17 protein-coding genes are annotated in these 18,700 nt (G+C 46.7%); 8 read left to right on the top strand and 9 right to left on the bottom strand.

Annotation, left to right across the window (positions count from 1 at the left end):
• The first annotated feature begins 104 nt into the window (after positions 1-104).
• The 4 genes from AC1RJL_RS11855 (at position 105) to AC1RJL_RS11870 (ending at position 5,308) form a co-directional block, all read left to right on the top strand.
• Positions 105-1,436: a glycoside hydrolase 5 family protein gene (locus AC1RJL_RS11855; RefSeq protein WP_492914203.1), complete on the top strand. Its 1,332-nt coding sequence runs from the start codon at positions 105-107 to the stop codon at positions 1,434-1,436.
• 128 nt (positions 1,437-1,564) lie between these two features.
• The gene (gene aga27, locus AC1RJL_RS11860) at positions 1,565-2,782 is read left to right on the top strand and encodes an alpha-galactosidase Aga27 (protein WP_492914205.1); all 1,218 of its coding nucleotides are present in this window, start codon (positions 1,565-1,567) and stop codon (positions 2,780-2,782) included.
• Between the two features lie 242 nt (positions 2,783-3,024).
• Positions 3,025-4,470, top strand: a complete 1,446-nt coding sequence (locus AC1RJL_RS11865) for an alkaline phosphatase D family protein (RefSeq protein WP_492914207.1) — start codon at positions 3,025-3,027, stop codon at positions 4,468-4,470.
• Positions 4,471-4,540: 70 nt separating this feature from the next.
• The gene (locus AC1RJL_RS11870) at positions 4,541-5,308 is read left to right on the top strand and encodes a hypothetical protein (protein ID WP_492914209.1); all 768 of its coding nucleotides are present in this window, start codon (positions 4,541-4,543) and stop codon (positions 5,306-5,308) included.
• Positions 5,309-5,370: 62 nt separating this feature from the next.
• Here the strand turns inward: AC1RJL_RS11870 and AC1RJL_RS11875 are convergent, their stop codons facing one another.
• The 3 genes from AC1RJL_RS11875 to AC1RJL_RS11885 form a co-directional block, all read right to left on the bottom strand.
• On the bottom strand, positions 5,371-6,783 hold the full coding sequence (locus AC1RJL_RS11875; RefSeq protein ID WP_492914211.1) for a response regulator: 1,413 nt from the start codon (positions 6,781-6,783) through the stop codon (positions 5,371-5,373).
• Positions 6,784-6,895: 112 nt separating this feature from the next.
• The gene (locus AC1RJL_RS11880; protein ID WP_492914213.1) at positions 6,896-8,614 is read right to left on the bottom strand and encodes a bifunctional protein-serine/threonine kinase/phosphatase; all 1,719 of its coding nucleotides are present in this window, start codon (positions 8,612-8,614) and stop codon (positions 6,896-6,898) included.
• A gap of 190 nt (positions 8,615-8,804) precedes the next feature.
• On the bottom strand, positions 8,805-10,280 hold the full coding sequence (locus AC1RJL_RS11885) for an MFS transporter (RefSeq protein WP_492914215.1): 1,476 nt from the start codon (positions 10,278-10,280) through the stop codon (positions 8,805-8,807).
• A 377-nt stretch (positions 10,281-10,657) separates the two neighbouring features.
• Here AC1RJL_RS11885 and AC1RJL_RS11890 point away from each other — a divergent pair, with 377 nt between their 5' ends.
• The 3 genes from AC1RJL_RS11890 to AC1RJL_RS11900 all read left to right on the top strand — a co-directional run bounded on the left by AC1RJL_RS11890 (position 10,658) and on the right by AC1RJL_RS11900 (position 12,563).
• Positions 10,658-11,164: a hypothetical protein gene (locus tag AC1RJL_RS11890; protein WP_492914217.1), complete on the top strand. Its 507-nt coding sequence runs from the start codon at positions 10,658-10,660 to the stop codon at positions 11,162-11,164.
• Positions 11,165-11,167: 3 nt separating this feature from the next.
• On the top strand, positions 11,168-11,527 hold the full coding sequence (locus AC1RJL_RS11895) for a hypothetical protein (protein WP_492914219.1): 360 nt from the start codon (positions 11,168-11,170) through the stop codon (positions 11,525-11,527).
• Between the two features lie 142 nt (positions 11,528-11,669).
• Positions 11,670-12,563 carry an SMP-30/gluconolactonase/LRE family protein gene (locus tag AC1RJL_RS11900; RefSeq protein WP_492914221.1) on the top strand — a complete coding sequence of 298 codons (894 nt, stop codon included), beginning with the start codon at positions 11,670-11,672 and terminating at the stop codon, positions 12,561-12,563.
• Between the two features lie 80 nt (positions 12,564-12,643).
• Here AC1RJL_RS11900 and AC1RJL_RS11905 read toward each other — a convergent pair whose 3' ends face one another.
• From AC1RJL_RS11905 to AC1RJL_RS11920, 4 genes are all read right to left on the bottom strand, one after another.
• The gene (locus AC1RJL_RS11905; protein ID WP_492914223.1) at positions 12,644-13,093 is read right to left on the bottom strand and encodes a PA2169 family four-helix-bundle protein; all 450 of its coding nucleotides are present in this window, start codon (positions 13,091-13,093) and stop codon (positions 12,644-12,646) included.
• Positions 13,094-13,442: 349 nt separating this feature from the next.
• Positions 13,443-13,919, bottom strand: a complete 477-nt coding sequence (locus AC1RJL_RS11910) for a CC0125/CC1285 family lipoprotein (RefSeq protein WP_492914225.1) — start codon at positions 13,917-13,919, stop codon at positions 13,443-13,445.
• A 46-nt stretch (positions 13,920-13,965) separates the two neighbouring features.
• A complete protein-coding gene (locus tag AC1RJL_RS11915; protein WP_492914226.1) occupies positions 13,966-14,715 on the bottom strand; it encodes an anti-sigma factor in 750 nt (249 codons plus the stop codon).
• Positions 14,716-14,725: 10 nt separating this feature from the next.
• On the bottom strand, positions 14,726-15,229 hold the full coding sequence (locus AC1RJL_RS11920; protein ID WP_492914229.1) for an RNA polymerase sigma factor: 504 nt from the start codon (positions 15,227-15,229) through the stop codon (positions 14,726-14,728).
• 194 nt (positions 15,230-15,423) lie between these two features.
• On the opposite strand from AC1RJL_RS11920, the gene AC1RJL_RS11925 reads away from it, so the two are divergent.
• The gene (locus tag AC1RJL_RS11925; protein WP_492914231.1) at positions 15,424-16,887 is read left to right on the top strand and encodes a S8 family serine peptidase; all 1,464 of its coding nucleotides are present in this window, start codon (positions 15,424-15,426) and stop codon (positions 16,885-16,887) included.
• On the opposite strand, the gene AC1RJL_RS11930 is transcribed toward AC1RJL_RS11925, so the two are convergent.
• Entirely contained in the window at positions 16,842-17,747 is a 906-nt protein-coding gene (locus tag AC1RJL_RS11930; protein ID WP_492914233.1) for a porin family protein, read from the bottom strand. The genes AC1RJL_RS11925 and AC1RJL_RS11930 overlap by 46 nt on opposite strands.
• Positions 17,748-17,849: 102 nt before the next feature.
• A complete protein-coding gene (locus AC1RJL_RS11935; RefSeq protein WP_492914235.1) occupies positions 17,850-18,548 on the bottom strand; it encodes a hypothetical protein in 699 nt (232 codons plus the stop codon).
• Positions 18,549-18,700: the final 152 nt, after the last annotated feature.

The raw sequence follows: 18,700 nt of genomic DNA on the forward strand, positions 1-18,700 counted from the left end.
ATAAAAAAGTACGGGTAAAAAGGATATATAGCGTGACAGAAGAAAATTTATATTAACTGCCGCGTTAGGTTAATGTTTTATTGGCTCTGGATTTGGAAAAAACTATGAAAAAAATAACAGCGTTGTTTATTAGTCTCGCCGCCATATTCACACTACTAATGGCATGCGCCAATCAATCCGTTACCGCACCTGACAGGCAGGATTTTGTGAAAGTATCGGGTGTTCAATTTCAGAAAAATGGCAAGCCCTATTTCATTGCGGGTACCAATATGTGGTATGCGGCTTATTTGGGCTCGCCGAGCGCGGTTGGTGATCGTGCACGTTTGGCAAAGGAATTGGATACGCTCAAATCTATCGGTGTAAATAATTTGCGCGTGTTGGCAGTATCTGAAAAAAGTGATATCAACTCAGCAGTAAAGCCTGCTACGACTAATGGTTTTGGCAATTACGATGAAAACCTATTGCAAGGTCTGGATTATTTATTGGTAGAACTCGCCAAACGCGATATGACCGTGGTGTTGTATTTCAATAATTTCTGGCAATGGTCAGGCGGTATGACCCAATACATGAGCTGGATCGATGGCCAACCGGTGCAAGATCCCAATGTGACTAACGCGTGGGAAGCCTTTATGGCGAAGTCCGCCAGCTTTTACCAAAGTGAAAAAGCACAGCAGGAATATCGCAAGACCATCAAAAAAATTATCACCCGCGTTAATACTGTAAACGGCAAGGCCTATGTTGATGACGCAACGATTATGTCCTGGCAGTTGGCGAATGAGCCGCGTCCTGGCAATTCCAGAACCACTGCAAAAGAAAAACAAATTTATATCGATTGGGTTAACGGGGCAACCGCGTATATTAAAAGTCTCGATCCACACCATCTCGTCAGCACCGGCAGTGAAGGTGTAATGGGCTCAGTAAACGATGCAAAATTATTTGCCGATGCGCATATGTCTGTAAATGTGGATTACCTGACTTATCATATGTGGATCAGAAATTGGGGTTGGTTTGATAAAACCAAACCGGCAGAGACATGGGATTCCGCTTGGGCAAAAGGCAAAGATTATTTGAATTCACATATCGATATTGCCGCTACGTTAAATAAACCTATCGTATTGGAAGAGTTTGGTTTGGATCGCGATAGGGGGTCTTACGATATCAAATCGACTACCCAATACCGTGATAAATTCTATCAAGAAGTATTTGATGTGCTCTTGCCGCGTATGCAAAAAGCTGAAGCTATTGCCGGTTACAATTTTTGGGCGTGGAATGGTGTAGGCCGCACGACGCGCAGCAATTACTGGTGGCAGGAAGGTGATGATTTGAATGGCGATCCACCACAAGAGCAGCAAGGCATGTACGGTGTGTTTGATACTGATACATCGACCATTGCCATTATCAAAGAATTTAATACTCGCATCCACGAGATTCAGTAACAATAGATTGACGAACAGTAAAAAACTGCAATGTGAATTGCAGTTTTTTTTGCAAATCGTTTAATTTATATGATTAGTAATATTCATAAATTAAAACAACAATGGTTCAAAACCCCAGGTACATTCTTATGGCTAAAAAACTCCTCCTAACGCTCGGCTTTATTGCCGCCACGCTCATGCTGGGTGGCAACGCTTATGCACAAAAATTTGAACAGCTCGCCAAAACTCCACAGCTCGGTTGGAATAGCTGGAACACGTTTGGTTGTGAAGTAAATGAAAAAATGATTCGCGAAATGGCTGATGCGATGGTATCCACCGGTATGAAAGATGCGGGTTATGAATACATTAATATTGATGATTGCTGGCATGGCGAACGCGATAAACAAGGTTTTATCCAGGTCGATAAAAAACATTTTCCATCCGGTATGAAAGCCCTTGCGGATTATGTGCATTCCAAAGGTTTGAAAATAGGTGTTTATTCCGATGCAGGTAACACTACTTGTGCCGGTCGCTTGGGTAGCCGTGGTCATGAATATCAAGATGCAGTGACCTATGCGAGCTGGGGTGTTGATTATTTGAAATACGATTGGTGTGATACCAAAGACATCAATCCTGTTTCCGCCTACGCCACCATGCGTGATGCGCTGCATAAAGCCGGTCGTCCAATTTTGTTCAGCATTTGCGAATGGGGTGATAACAAGCCCTGGGATTGGGCCAAAGATGTTGGTCACTCATGGCGCACCACTGGTGATATCTATCCCTGTTGGAATTGTGAACACAACCACGGCTCCTGGTCATCATGGGGCGTGTTGCCCATCCTCGATAAACAAGCCGGGTTGCGTAAATATGCTGGCCCCGGTCACTGGAATGATATGGATATGATGGAAGTCGGTAACGGCATGACCGAAGAAGAGGATCGCTCGCATTTTTCACTCTGGGCAATGATGGCATCGCCGCTTATTGCCGGTAATGATCTGCGCACCATGAGCGAAGCGACCAAAAAAATCCTGACCAACAAAGATATGCTGGCGATCAATCAGGACACACTTGGTGTGCAAGCGATGAAATGGATTGATGAGGGCGATATCGAAATTTATGTGAAGCCGCTGGAGAAAGGCGAATTTGCTTTCCTGTTTTTGAATCGCGACGATGTTGCTCGCGATTACGTTTTGGATTGGGCATTCCACTATATGAAAGACGATATTTTCAAACATGAAATTTTCTTCGATAAGAAAAAATTCAACTGGCGTGATATCTGGAATGGTGGCAAAGGCAGCACCGCGGAAAAACTCAATATTAATATTCCGGCTCACGGTGTTAGAGTGCTGCGTTTGACTCCGCAGTGATCTATATCCCCTGTACTCTCTAAAGCCAGCGCAAGCTGGCTTTTTTGTTCCGGTATTCCGTAATGCTTTTTAATAGACATATTTCAATTGTGTACAAATCTCTCTGGTCGATTCCTATTGCTTTGTGGGCCGGTAAAATTTCAATCCAATCGCATTTGATATATCCGCATCAGTCAGGAATTGGCCTGCACCTGCCTTCAGGTATATAGTAAGCTCCCGCCACCATTCAAGGGAGAATTCAGGTGCAGCTCTTTGCTTATAATCCAATTGGCGAGCCCGATGAGTTATTAATTTGGGTGGGCATTCTCGGTATTGCTGCCCCTCCTGCGGTCGCTTTTGAAATTGCAGATGAAGTGATTAAACCTCTTACGCCAGCGGCCAGCTTTGAACCTTTAGGTGATGAGGTGTGCGATGTATACGATCGCCCCCTCAATCATCGCGCAATTTTCGTATTGCCCTGGCCTGCTATTAGTGACCGATTTACCGTCACTGTCATTGCTGGAGACCAACGTATTACGTTAACCAGTAGGCGCCCACCAAGAGTATTGCCAGCTAAAAATGCGGATAGTTTTAATCTGTTGTTATCCTCCTGTTATTACCAGCCGAACGATAAATCACAAGCCTTGACTGATATTGTCAGGGCAATCAAGCCCGCACCGGATTTCACCGTACTGGGGGGAGACCAGGTGTATCTCGATTTACCCTCGCAACAAAATTTACCGGACAATCGAATTTGCCTTGCCCGGGTATTGGGAAAAAAATATCAGGCCAATTGGTTTTCTTCGCATCTCAAGCAGCCCGGGCTTGCCGATATACTGAGCCATGGGCCGGTACTCTGTGTGCCGGACGATCATGAGTTCTGGAATAACTTTCCTTACTTCCAGGTGCAACTGAATAATACCCATCGCGAAAAGGACCGCACTAACTGGCGGGAAGTGGCGACGCTTTTGTACGAACGCTACCAAATGTCACCCGCGCAAAATGCCGGTTTTTTTCGGCAGGATATTGCACCGCTCAGCATGTTATTCCTCGATGGGCGTACACATAGGGCCAAAGACACAATGTTCAATGCCACAACCTATGCTGCGATTGAGCAGTGGAAACAGGATTTGCTGGAACGCAAAAAAAATCATCAACCCGCTGTTGGTTTGTTGAGTTCCGGTCAGGCATTTGTAATCGAAAAACCGGGAATTTGGGATCGCAATATCGCCGATATGGAAATGGTTAACTATAAAGATTTTGCTCGATTAAAAAACGCATTGCAGGAATTATTCACTGCAGAAGTCCCGGTGTTATATATCACCGGTGATGTGCACTGGGGGCGTATTCTGGAAGGCAAAAACCAGCGTGGGAAAATTCTTTTCTATGAAGTTATCGCATCGCCTTCGCGCCTGATTGATACCATAGGGAGTGACCAGAAAAATCAGTTGATCAATAAATTTAGCAGTGACAAAAAGACATTCCCATTACACCCCGATGTGCCAAAAGAGATCCCCGATCTCAAATTGACTAATATCACGTTGGATATAAAACACAAACAAGTGGGCGATCATGTGGCAATGTTACGCTTCCATGCAGTTCCCGGCGGGCTCGAATTCAATGTCGATTATGTCTGTACCGATCCCAGCGAAAAAAAACGGCGCGAATATTCATCGACCAAAGGTCCTTTTAAGTTGTTAAGTGTATAAATTGGCAAGCCTATAAATTATTAAATCTGTAAAATATTAACAGTGTCAGAATTATGTTGAGGAAAGGATAATGATCAAGCAAACACTCTCCACTGAATCGCGTGTGCAAAGTGATATTTACACTATGGAACGTGTTAAGCGCGAACCTAATCTGGACTGGCTAAAGCGTGCCTATGAAAGTTTTGCGTTGGAGGATATTAGCCAATGGAGTTTTATTGTATTGGCTGGTGGCAAAGATGTTGCGTCATTCCGCATTCGTGTCGCCCAGTCGCATTTGCGCGGCGATATGTTGCCTTCGTTTTGGTCTGAGTGCGCGTTGTTTAGAGTCCAACCAGGCGATTTTGCAGATGCCGCATTTTTTAATTTGCCGTTATTCCAACCGGCTGCCGCACCCTATGCACCCACTCGCAATGGTTTGATTGAGTTGCCGTTTAAACAACTGCCCACCCAAAAAGATTACCCTAATTTGGCGTTGCTCGCGGTTCCTGTTGCGCAGGAGAAAATCTTGCAATCGCTCGCTGAATATCAAAGGGCGCGGGTAAGTTATGATGCTGTTGAGAATATTTTGCCTTGGCTTGCGTATGTATGGGGCGCCGGTAATGCAATGAATCCACTGATGCAGCAGATCGGTTTTCCATCAGCGATGATGTTGAACCAAATTTTTGGTGCAAATGGTTTTGATCTGGCTCCCGGCGTTAACGCCACACTATCGGCACCGGAAACGTTTTGGAGTGGCGTAAAACACTGGCAGGATTATTACAGCAAAACCCAACAAAATGGCTTGCTGCCCAAGATGCGTTTTGTGATTGATCATATGTACGATATTGATGAAAGCTAAAATGGGCGGACATAAAAAACCAGCAGTGATGCTGGTTTTTTTATGCTTGGTATTCTGGGTAATTAAGGTTCTTCATCCGCCACCAATACCAATTCCAGACGATTATTATTTTGCGCCAGCGCATTCCAGTCACGCGCACTCACAGTGGGTATGCGCTCAGGATAGGCTTCCGGGCCGGGAGCGGCGGTGATGGCTATTTGAATGGTGGAATTTACGTTACGGGTTAAATTGCCCAGAACCATAGTGACTTCTCGTGTGTATTCATCCAATAAGCGAGCGATTGAATAGATCTCACTAGAGAGCATACAGTCGCCGAGGGTTTTATTGGTGGGCGCCAATTGCGCCATGCCCATGTTATCAATCGTCACACAAAAATCGCCGACATAAATATTCACCGTTGCTGTGCCTTTGAAACCATTGCTCGCAATACGGTGCAGCAATTCATGCAGGCGTAATACCGGTTTGGGATCAATGGTGCTTTGGTGAAATGCCAACGCGCCGCTTTGGTTAAATGTCCAGGCGAGATCACCAAGCAAATAACTGTCCATTGTGGGAATGGCTCTAATCGATTGATTTAATCCTGCATTTACAATGGCGGGACTAATCATTTCCGGTTCACGATTAGCCTGGTCGGCAATGAGTTGTAACTGTTTGCCAAATGCTGCTTGCTGCTGTTGGTTACTATCGAGTTGATTATTGATCATCATTAAAAAGTAAGCGGTAACCGCGAGTGCCGCAGCAGAAAAAACAATCGCAAAAATTGACCACCCATTACTGGATGTCGGTGGTTCCGGTGGCGTCACCGGCGTTGCGGATGCGGGAATTGCGGCGGGTTGCTGATGCAATATATCGCTGAATTCCTGCCGCAAATTTTGTCGCAGTCCATGCAGTTCACGCACCACGCGCGACGTAATAAAACGGCGATTATCTTCCAGGCTGTGTTCCATATGGCTCAGGCGTAACTCGAGATTACGTGATTGCTCCAGCGATGCGGCGCGGCGATCAATCTGCGGGCCTTCCGTGGTTTGTCCGGTAACCTGATTTGCGGCAGCGATGAGCTCAGGACTTTCGACTATTTCGCTCTCATCCGGTTTTGCGGTTGGATAAATATGGATGGTTTCCATCACCTTGGATAAATCAGTGGCATTGATCCGGTCTTTGCTCACCACATCCAGCGCGCCCAATGCGCGTGCCTGACCGGTATAGACGTCACCGCTTTTGGAGGTGTACATAATTACCGGGATCATCGCGGTATCGGGGTTGGATTTGATAATTTGCAGTGCGCGAAAGCCGTCGATACCCGGCATCAGGTGATCCATAAAAATCACCGCGGGAGCGTGGCGTGACAGGTAGCGAAGGGCGGCTTCACCGGAATCGACGATATCGATATCAAGCGGATAGCGGCGCAACATTTTTTTGAGACGGTATTGGGCAGTTGTGGAGTCATCCACAATCAATGCGCGTTTGATGGTCATGGCAGTAAAGTCCCTGCGCGAGCAGCTTGGCTAGTGTTCGTTATTTGCACAGAGACTAACAGAAAAATGCGCCAACGGGGACTACCCAAATCACAACCCGCGCACCGGCGGGCTAGTGACGCCAAAGAAATGCGATAGCCGCCGCAATCCATCCGCTGACCGCAAGCAGTTTCCAGATTTTATCAGGATGTCGTTCCAGTAGCGGTTGCGCGCGGGGTGTAAGCCATTCAGGGTTGGGACGCTTGAGATCTTGCAACCATTCCGAGAGCACCTCGTAGCGGCTGTTGGGATAAATGCTCAGGGCTTTTTCCAGCGCTTTATCGAGCCAGTAGGGGACCAGCGGATTGTGTTTCATGGCGGAGATGTAGGTCAGTTGCTGAAAACTTTTTAAATCCATGGCTTTGCTGTAGTTGCTGCCGTAAGGCTGTTTGCCGGTAAGCATTTCGTAGAGCAGTACCGCAAGCGAGAATTGATCGGAAGCAGCGCTGATTTTACCGTTGTAGCGATATTCCGGCGCAGAGTAATCGAGCGTGCCGAGGATAGGATCGCGCACAAAAGGCGCATTGATCTCCTGCACACCAGCGACCCAGCATGAGCCGAAGTCGACAATCATCGGGCCTTTGGTGCTGATCACAATATTGTCCGGTTTTAAATCCTGATGCAGGGTTTCCTTGCGATGAAACGCGCGGATACCGCGAATTAAACCTTCGGTTAATTCCACCGCATCCAGGATCGATAAAATACCGCGCTCTTTTAGTAATTGGGTGAGTGTCGGGCCGGGAATATATTCGGTGAGATAGTACAAGCAGGAGCGCGATTCGGCGGCCGGGATAATTCGTACAACACCGGCACTTTGGATGCGTGCACCTATCCAGGCTTCCATCACAAAGCGTTCGATGTAGGCTTTATCGTCCTGATAAATTTCCGATGGGGTTTTCATCACCAGCAAATTATTTTTTTCGTCTTCAACGAGATAAACCTGGCTCCTTGTCGATTCGTGCATAATTTTTTTAATGCGCAAACCATCAATGCTTTGCCCCGGCGATAAAATGGGCGGGAACGGCAGGCGCGATAAGACTTGCACGGCATCGTCCTGTCCCGCAGTGCCAAGATGGTCTACGCGCACTACCTGGATGCTGAGATTGTCTTCGCTGTTATATTGCAAGGCGAGTGGTAGCGCGCTATCGACCAGCGTTTCAAGGTTGTCGCGCTCACTGAGAATAAACTGTTTAAATTCTGTAGCGGGAATATGCTCGTGGATTCCGTCGCTGGACAAAATAAAAATATCGCCGGGTTGCAGTTCCAGGCTATGCATATCCACTTCAAGGTAAGGGTCAGCGCCCATCGCGCGACTTAAATGGGTGGTGTGTTTGTCGATACGCTGGGTGTGATCGCGAGTGAGCAACTCCAGATTGTTACCGCGCAGGCGGTATACGCGAGTGTCGCCCACATGAAAAATAAATCCGGTATCGCCTTTTAAAATCAGTGCGGAAAAGGTGGTGAGATAACCTTCGCCATAAATGGAGTTTTGGCTGCGTCCCCACAAGCTTGAGTTTAAGCTTTGGATTACCCGCATAGCGGATTGTTGCGTGCGCCAGGTATCGGGGGTTGCGTAATAATCGCTGAGAAATCCGGCGATAGCAGTTTGGCTGGCCTCGCGCGCGGCTTTGCTACTGCTAACGCCGTCGGCAATCGCAAGCGCAATACCTTTGGTAGTAAGTAAATTACCCTCGGGAATACGCGCTCCAATGGTGTCCTGGTTTTCCGGTTTGCGTCCCGCTTCGCTTTTTTGTGCGAAGGATATTTGCAGCACTGATTGCAAGTGATCCATAATTTTTGGTCTGTTGATTCGGTTATACAGGATAGCATTCAATGTAAAACACACCGTGAATACATCCTGTAGGTTCGAATCGGCATCCATACCTCATACGATGTTCCGGGTTGGCTGTGCGTGCTATAAAAAATTGCCGACAACATAGCTGTCGGCAATTAAGTTATCGTATTTTTTGCTGTAGAAAAGATTAACTTACTTCAATTTTATGCAGCGAACCATCTTCATTTACTTCCACTACATGGCCTTTGGGCTCCTTCAGGAATTGTACAAACACTAGTCCAATTGTTGCGGTAACTGCCAGCATCCAGAAGAAGGCATGAATGTCGATAAAGGTATTCATGGTTAAAAAGAAGAGTGCACCTACGTTGCCGTAAGCACCGGCAAGTCCTGCAATCTGGCCGGTCATGCGACGTTTAATTAAGGGGACGACTGCAAACACTGCACCGCATCCGGCTTGCACGAACAGCGAACAAGCAAATACTGCACTGAACGCGAGATAGAGCGGCCAGTTGGCATTAATTTGCGACAACAGCATATAACCGCAAGCAACACCGGCAAGAATAATACTCATGCTAAAACGGCGACCGAATTTATCACTTACCCAACCGCCGCCGGGGCGCGCGACCAAATTCATAAAAGCGAATGAGCCACCGAGCATTGCTGCCTGGGTTACGCTCAAACCATCAAAGGTAGTCATGAAAAAAGCAGGTAATACGGAAACGACGGCAATCTCGGAACCAAAGGTGGCGAGGTAGGCCCAACTTAAAATCGCCACCTGTTTGAAGTCGTATCTGTCGTGTTCAGGCGTTCCATTTTTCAACATGTCTTTATTGACGCGCAGTATTTGCGAAAACTGAAAGGCAAAGAGCGCGAACAAAACGACGTAGAGAATATAGGTCGTTACTGTGCTTAACAGTCCCAGATTTGTTGGCGACATTTTCCACGCAAGTACCGCGAGGATTAAATACATGGGCACATTCATAATCACGTAGAACCAGAAATCTTTTTTATTGCTGACTTCCAGGCCGCCGGATTTTTTCGGTTTGAAATAAGTAGAGCCTTTGGGTGTATTGCGTACAGTGATATAAAAAGCCACACCGTAAATCATTGCGATAATTGCAGCGGTGCCCATCGCATAACGCCAGCCATCAACACCGCCGAATACGTGGATCGCTAAAAAAGGCAGGGTAAAACCGGCAGCAGCTGCACCGAAGTTGCCCCAGCCACCGTAAATACCTTCAGCCAAACCAACCTGACGCGCAGGAAACCATTCGCTTACCAGGCGAATTCCAATTACAAAACCGGCGCCGACAAAACCGAGCAAGAAACGGAAGAGCGCGAGCTGCTCAAATGATTGTGCCGAGGCAAACGCAATTAGCAACACACCGGAAAAAATAAGTAAGCCGGAATAAATTGCGCGCGGACCAAATTTATCGACAAGACTACCCACTACAATGCGCGCCGGAATTGTCAGCGCAACGTTCAGTGTCAGCAGTGCGGCCCACTGCTGTGGTGTCATCGCAAAGGATGCGGTAATCAGCGGTTTAAGCGGCGGCAAGCTAAACCACATCACAAAGGTGAGAAAAAATGCGAACCAGGTGAAATGCAAGGTCGCAACGGATTTATTGGAAAAGTCCAACAGATGTAAGCGATGTGTGCTCATGGCAGTTATCCGGCAAAAAATTATTTGAACCAACGCGGAGGAGTGACAGGCGAGGTTTTGCAACGGCTATGCCAACACAGAAATGGTGCGGTGAAAGCGCGGTATTTGCGATGGCTGATGCATATAGGTGCAATTTTATTGCTATTAAATGCTCCAAATAAAAGCCAAAAAGATGCGGGTTGAATCTGAATGGTGCATTTATTGATGGCCAATTATCCTGCCTTTTAACCCGGTGTTAGTCGAAGGTGTATATGGAATTCCGGGTAACGGTTGGATAATTGCAGTGTCGCGGCAGTGCCCAGCCTGCTGATCATTGCGCTCATGGTTATTCTTGGCTATAAGGTTCAGCAGGTTGAACCTTCCCAAGGAGATGCACGATGATGAAGCGCCTGGTCAGTATTGTTATTCCCCTTACGTTCGCGCTGTTGTTATCGGCCTGCGTTGCCCGCCTTGCCCCTCATTATGATAAAGCCATTGCTGACGGTCTGGTCGCCAGCAGCCAGCAGTTGATGATCCATTTCGCCTCAGCCTCATCGGGTACAACTGCGGCCAGTTTTGCGCAGCGCGATGCGACCTACAGCAGTATTATCGGTAACCTCGACGCGCTTACCTTGCAAGCCAAATCCCGCCCTACGCCCAAGAGCCGTGTCGGCGATAAAGTGAATGAGTATCTGGCTAAACGCGGGATCACTATTGCTGATGCGGGCGATGTGCCCAGTGCGGCGGCGCTGGAGCAAATTTCTATCACGCTCACCAGGATGCGCGATGTGGATAAAAAACAGGGCGTAACCGCTTTCGAAGTCGCTGCTTTTAAAGGGCAGGTCGTTATTTATCTCGATCAGGCGCTCACTTACGAAAATTTTTTGGAACGTGAGGGACTTTAAATCATGGGGACAGAAATCATGGGTGTACCTATTGATATTTCGGGTTTGATGGAGCAAATGAAAACCGCTGCATCGGAAGTAGCCAAAAAAGATATCTCTGTGCTAAAAGGTTTTTCAGAGCGTCAAATAAAAGCGATTGCCCAGCAGGCGCAATTGGTTGCCATCGGTATTGCGAGCGGCCAGATTACTGTGGAGACCCAGGAGTTTTTCCTCGATAGTTTGAAAACCATGGCGCAAAGTTTTGCTAATACATTGCAAGGATTGGCAAAGGTGACTATTGAGAAAGTATGGAATGCAATGGTTGGTGTACTATGGGGAGCGATAGGGACGGCAACAGGTATTGATATTCCGGCGCTTGCCTGACTAGAAAGATATTAATAAAGGTCTGGAATTAATAATCGCGCAATTGGTTGCGATAACAATAAGATTATCACCACAAGACTACTGCATTGCTTTTGGGTTATTTCCACTACGTTATTCTAACGATAAGTACCAAGAGGTTGTAATGAGAGACTTAAACACTGGCGCGATCACCTTCGCGTTGCTTGCGGTTATTGGCGCATCCCAAGCGGTAGCGCAAACTACCGATTATGTAGCTGATAACGTTTTTACCCAGGGTATTGAGGGGCCTGCTGTCGATGCGCAAGGCAATTTATATGCGGTAAGTTTTGGCCAGGACGGCACCATCGGTATTATCGATAAGAAGGACAATGCGCAATTGTTTGTGAAGCTACCCGAGGGCAGCATCGGTAACGGCATCCGTTTTGATCGCAAAGGATTTATGTATGTGGCTGATTACTCCGGCCATAACGTATTGAAGATCGATCCTAACACCAAAGCTATATCCGTACATGCGCACAGCGATAAAATGAATCAGCCCAATGATATTGCGATTGCGAAATCCGGAATCATTTACGCCAGCGATCCGAATTGGAAAGACAGCACCGGCAACCTGTGGAAGGTCGCAACCGATGGTACGGTGATGTTGCTGGAAGCTAATATGGGAACCACTAATGGTGTGGAAGTTAGTACCGATGAAAAACATTTGTATGTAAACGAAAGTGTGCAGCGCAAAGTATGGAAATACGATGTGGATAAAAAAACCGGCAATATTAAAAATAAGCGATTGTTAATTGAATTTCCCGATCACGGTTTGGATGGTATGCGTTGCGATGAAGACGGTAATTTATATATCGCACGTTACGCCGCAAGTGAAGTAACTGTGGTGTCGCCACATGGTACAATAATTGAGCGGATTAAATTAAAAGGGCAGAAGCCGACCAATGTCGCATTTGGTGGGGTAGATGGAAAAACAGTGTATGTAACCCTGCAGGAGCGCGGTGCTATAGAAACTTTCACCACCAGCCGTGCTGGACGTGAATGGTTATTGCAGCAGTAACTACGTTAAATAGCTCGAATAAAAAGCCTCCAGATGGAGGCTTTTTATTGATCCTGCAAGTTTTACCTTGCAGGCTCAAATCACGCAACATTTCTTTTCAGGCTGCGCATACGGTTGTGGCATTGTTGTAAGGTTGCATAGATAAAGTTCAATGCACTGGTTGCATCAACTGAAGACGCTTCGTCGAGTGCTTTTTTGATAAACTCAAGCGTTCTGTCTTCAAGTTCTTCCAGTTGTACAATGTAGGTTTGTGATTTGCTTGCCTTGCTCGATTTGATTGATGCGAGCACATCGGCGTAAGTTTTTCTCACCGTTCCTACAAAGGTATGGCCTGTTTCAATTTCGCCTTCGCGTGAATATACGAAAGGTTGCAAGCGCGCAAGCGCACCTTGGCGTACATCAATCATATCTTGCAATACGGATTCGTAGCCGGAACCTTTCAATTCATTTTTAGCGTCGGTATAAAACTCAACGCCGTCGTTTAATACTTTAATCAGGTCTCTGATTGCTGAAGTTTCGTTGCTAGACATAATGATTCTCCTAACATAAAAAATTTAACTGCATGGGTATGTTTGTACATTAGTATTAATGTTCAATGGAGTATTTGCAGTAAGCATGCCAGCCTGGGAATAAGGTGATAAAAACCGTTTTTTAAGTGATTACAGTGCCAAACTCCATTTTTAACCCGTTATTTTTACAAATGGTTAGCGCAAATGGCGTTTATAAGGAAATTTTTCTACAATTTACAATTGCATTTAATAGTAAGGTTGTATTATCAGCCCTGTTTTAGGTGCATAAGGTTATAAGTGGAAAATTTTATTATTTTATAAAGCGGTCATTTAACTTTTAAGCAGTTCCAGACGTTAACAAGAACTTATTTTATAGTTGGTTTTCCCACATCTCCCGGGCGTCGTAACTTTCTTTTTCTCTCTCTGGCCTGACGCCGCGTCCCATGCGAATCTCTACCATCGCTACAGTTTCTGTATTAAATACATCTATCGATTGTTCAGGCAGGCGCGTGTTTGTTCGGCAACCCAATAAGCCGCAATTTCGCGTTATTATCGGGCGAGCAGGTGCAACAAAATCATCTGCTTCATTAAAGGTGTGAATTTTTTGTTTTTCTACCACAAACCAATCGTAACCTTGTGCCAGTGTTAATTCGGATGCACGTAATAATGCATTTTTCAACGCAATACTACGACCATTGCCGTTTACTTTAAATTGCACACGATAGTGATTGTTGGCGAGTGCTATTTCTTTATAGCCAGTGCTATCGCCTTTGGCAGCACTATAAATGGAGTGCGATGCACATCCGCCTATGATTAATAAAAAAAATAGCAACGCAATAATTTTCATGTGCAATCTATCCGCGATAGTCGATAAATATTTATAGCGATATTCATTATTTTTCCCAGCCACGCTGCATGATGTTTAATTCTGCCTGGGCATCAAAAGCTTCACCATGCATCATGCTATCCAATACTTGATCCAATATCGATGCGCTGTTGGTTGCGGTTTGGTAATCAAAATCCTGCTGTACATCCTGAATATGAACGGTGACTTTGGATTCCCATTTATTGTCGATCCGGCAGGCAATCCCTTCGGCACTGGTGCGCCTGTCACTTATCACATATTGACGGCAATAGTGTCCTTGTTGATCGACAAACGTTAAACGGGGTTTGATTCGTTTGGTTTGTGCCAATGTCTGCTCGGTACCACTCGCGGTGGTATCCAGCGCAGCGGCAATTTCAGTCCAATTATCAAGTGAAGAATCCTGTTGCGTGGGTAACAAGTGGATAAAGCCGTAACCCATCACCAATACCAGGCATGCCGCCACCGCTGCGTGTAATTGCAGTCCGCGAGGAATTTTCTTCCACCAGGGAAAAGCAATAACATTTGTTGAAAGCGAATTTTGTTGTAGTGATTTTGTTGTAGTGGGCGCCGATTCGAGCAACTGTACAGTAACGTCCGGCAGCGGGCGTGCATCTATCGCGGAATAATGTTGCGCGATTTGTGCATCAACCATTGCTAACTCCGCGAGCCGGTGCGTCAGGGTTTCGTCTTCGCTGATTTGTTGGCGAATGGATTCCATTTCATTTTCAGGTAATTCTGCATCGAGGAATGCCGATAATTTTTCGTCGGAGATTGTCATCTTGTTGTCCTCACGCGCCCGGTTTTACCGGCGATGTGATCGAGGGTGGATTTAAAAAACCAGCGAGTGCAACACGTGCCCGCGCGAGGCGGCTCATGACTGTGCCAGCCGGAATGCCCAAGGTTTCGGCGACCTCTTTGTAGGACATTCCCTGCAGTGCAACTAACGCCATAATCGAACGCTGGTCATCGGGCAATTTATCCATTGCGGCGTCTACCTCCCTGAGGGTGATCTCATCGTAAATTGCCTGTGTGCCATCTACAGCAGGCTCTTCTGTTTCCTCAAGAGGATAGACATTGCGCTGGCGGACTTTGCGCGCCCGGTATTCGTCGATCCAAATATTGCGGCACACGCGGAACGCCCATTTGGCTAATTCCACATCCGCCGGAACCCCGCGACTCAACAGGCGCTCCAATGTATTTTGCAGCAGGTCATCGGCATCGTGTGCTGCGCCCGTGAGTGAGTAGGCAAAGCGCCGCAATGCGGGCGCCAATCGGGTTAACTCGTCTCTCATAGTAAAAGCATCATTGTGGAGGATTCATTATTGCCAGTACTTTTTATTTCAAGAAAGTCGGCGTTATATCGAGTAGACGGTTGCGCGCGGATTTTATTCCCGTGCATATGGAATTTTTATGCTGCCGAAACGTTTTCACTGAAGTCAGGGCCTATTTTGTGTTACATCTTACTAATTGCTTGAGGGGGAATTCCATGAGACCAGTTTACGTGAGTTGTGCACTGCTAGCTTGCCTTTGCTTGCCCGGACATGCGCAGGTACTGGATTCCCGGTTGCTTGATAGCAGGCTGCTCAATACAGATGCGATAGCCAATGAAGTGCTTGCCCGCGACATTATTAATAGTGACCTGATCACCCGCGACCTGCTCGATAAAGAGATAATCAATACCCAGCTCGATAATACCCTGCGCGGCCTCGATGACGTTACCGGCAAGGTACAGGGCAAGCTGGAACCGGCGCTCGATCCACTGGCAAAACCGGTGACTGATTTACTCGATACAGTGCCGCTGGATGCTATCGCCAACTCACTGCCGATCTTAACCCGGAATGGCGAGACAGCGTTTGTGGATGTGCAGGTTGAAGACGGTTGGCGCGCGGTCGCCCACGAGTGGTTGATCACGCTCGATAAAACGGAGCTGGCGTTTTTGCAGCCGTTGCATGCGGATATTATTGAGCAAACTGATTTTGATGGGTTGGATTTGGTGCTGGTTCGGTTTCGTGTGCCTGCTGCCCTGGATTCACTCGCGACATTAAAAAAGAATTTACCCGCGCATTTGCATGGGCAGCTTGATCGCAACCATATCTATGCGGCGCAAGCGGATATTCCATTTGCATCGGCAAATAATGCTGCTGAATTTTCGCAGGTGTGTGATGCGCCGGTAAAAGTCGGCATGATTGATACGGCGATTAACAAAGATCATCCGGCATTTGCAAATAGCACAATAATCACACGCGATTTTTTAGGTGAGAAGTTTGATGCACCGCGTGCCCATGGCACCGCCATTGCGGGTTTGTTGGTGGGCAATGGTGCGTCACTACAAGCGTTATTGCCCAAAGCGACACTTTATTCGGCGTCGGTTTTTTATGCGCGCACCCAATATGCGCAGGGCGCAACCATGATGGATTTGGTGCGTGCATTGAATTGGTTGGCGGAAGAAAACGTCAACGCTATTAATATGAGCCTTGCCGGGCCCGACAATCAGGTTTTGCGTCGCGTCATTGCCACGGTATTGCAGCAGGGAATCGCTATAGTTGCCGCCGCCGGCAATGAAGGGCCAGCGGCACCGCCAATGTATCCTGCTGCTTATGCTGATGTCATTGCTGTGACAGCTGTTGATCGTGAACAAAAAATTTATCGCTGGGCGAACCGCGGTGACTATATTGACTTTGCCGCGCTGGGTGTTTCGGTTACCACCGCGCGCAGTGATGGCGATTTCGGGCGGGAGACCGGCACATCGATCGCAACGCCGGTGGTTTCCGCTTTTGTCGCTTGCGAATTGGCGCAACAAAAAATTGCTCCGGCCGGGTTGGCAAGTGTATTGGCAAAAAAAGCGCTCGATCTCGGGGATGCTGGGCGTGACCCCGTATTCGGTTTTGGTTTTTTAAGCGCGACTCAAAATGTCACTGCAAAGTTGACCGAGGCCAGGGTTTCTGAATAGTTCGCCGCCGCAAAATTGGATTCATAATTTCCCTTTTCAATTTTGCTGGTTGCAGTAATTTTTGGCGTCACATTAATTTCCCATTCAATAGTGGCGACGCGATGGTTATCCTTGCGGCGACTTTCCAGCTGGGAGGGTACGCTGGAATAATCCCGGTCATGCAAGCGTACTCCTACTTGCACTTTGCTGGGTTTCCCCCAAGCCGAAAATTTATGGTTAATACTGCCGCGCAAACTGAGTGCATCGTAATTAAATTGTGCTTGTCTTGCCTCTTCCTCTTCGCTGGTAATTCCCGCTGCGATAAAGGTATTTCCCTGCTGGAAAAAAATAAATACATCACCTGCCAAACCGGTATTGTGTGCATTGCGACCTGCGTTGCCGGGAAAATCTTTATCCTGATAGTTGGCGGCCGCGCGCAGGAAGATACGGTTATCGATTAAGCGTGATGCATAAATGCTGGTCTGTTGCAATTGTAAAAAATCCCGGTCTGCTAAATCGGCATCGGCTTTGTGATAACTTGCACCGAGCGTTACTAAACGAAGATCATAACTTGCATCGACGAATAATTGCTGAATCGCCAAATCAAAATCGTCATTGTCTTGATAACTCTTGGTGAGATAGGAGTAACCACCTTTTAAATCCAATTTTTCGTTTGCTTTCCAGCGTCCGTTGAAACGTGCATTTAATATCCTTGCCCAATCACTCTCGGTTGAATATTGGTCCAGTTCGATGACTCCCAGATTGGAATCGTATTCTGCACCTGCCTCAAGGCGAATGCTGCCTTCAGGCGATGCTGCGAGAAGGGGATGCGCAAAGCCAACTGCACTTAGAATGAATGGTAAATAGAATTTTTTTTTCACGATAATATACTCCACCTGAAATGTTACAGCGGTTGCGTGCAGGAAATATTTTCAATCAATTGCATAGGGGAAAAATAGCAAAGGCGCCGAAGCGCCTTTTCTTTATAGCCCTAATCCCAAGCTATTGTTCAATGCCGTTGTCACGGTATTTTGCACGGTAGATTCAACCGTGTCCTCAATGGTTGCCTGGATGGTATTGTTGATTGTGTTGTCAATGGAACTGGTGACGGTGCTTTGTACATTTTGTTGCACGTCGGTAGCAATCAATGAACTTACTTGATTGGTGACAGCATCATTGATCGTTGAATTGACACTCGCCAAACTATTTTCAATTTGCGCATTTACAGCACCAGCAACACTGGTTGATGCAGCTAATGCCTGGTTGAGACCATTGTCAATTTCAGCTGCTGTCTGATCACCGCTGTTGTTCAATGCATTAGTTGTTGCGTTTAACCGATCAACAGCTTTTTGTGTTTCAAGTGAACTATTTCCGGTAATGGAAATGGCGCTGGATAAACTATTGGATGCGGTTACCGCTGTATTATCAGTGCCGTTATTGTCCGGATTGGTTTCGTCCTGCGCTGCGTTTTCTTGCGTGTTGTTATCTGTTGCCGCTTGTTGTTGCAATAAACCGGAAAGCGCAACTGATCCTGATTGAGTGTTGGTTTGCGCACTGAGCGATGTTTGCGAATTTGCATCGGCAGCTACGCTGTAGGAAATATCACTTGCCCAGCTAATTGATGATGCGAGTGTGCAAATGGTGATAAATAACAGTTTATGTTTCAAGGTTTGATTTTTCATAGGGAGTGCCTCTTTGGTTTAGTTAACTTACAACCTGTTAACGGTCGGGGCTTTGGTTTTATTCCCGCTAAATAAAAATATTTTTTAGCAAATAAAAAAGCCGCATCAAATAAATTGATGCGGCTTTGTGGTTGGTTCTCTAGAGGCTTTTG

The sequence above is a fragment of the Cellvibrio sp. GW822-FHT04B05 genome, assembly GCF_058800985.1.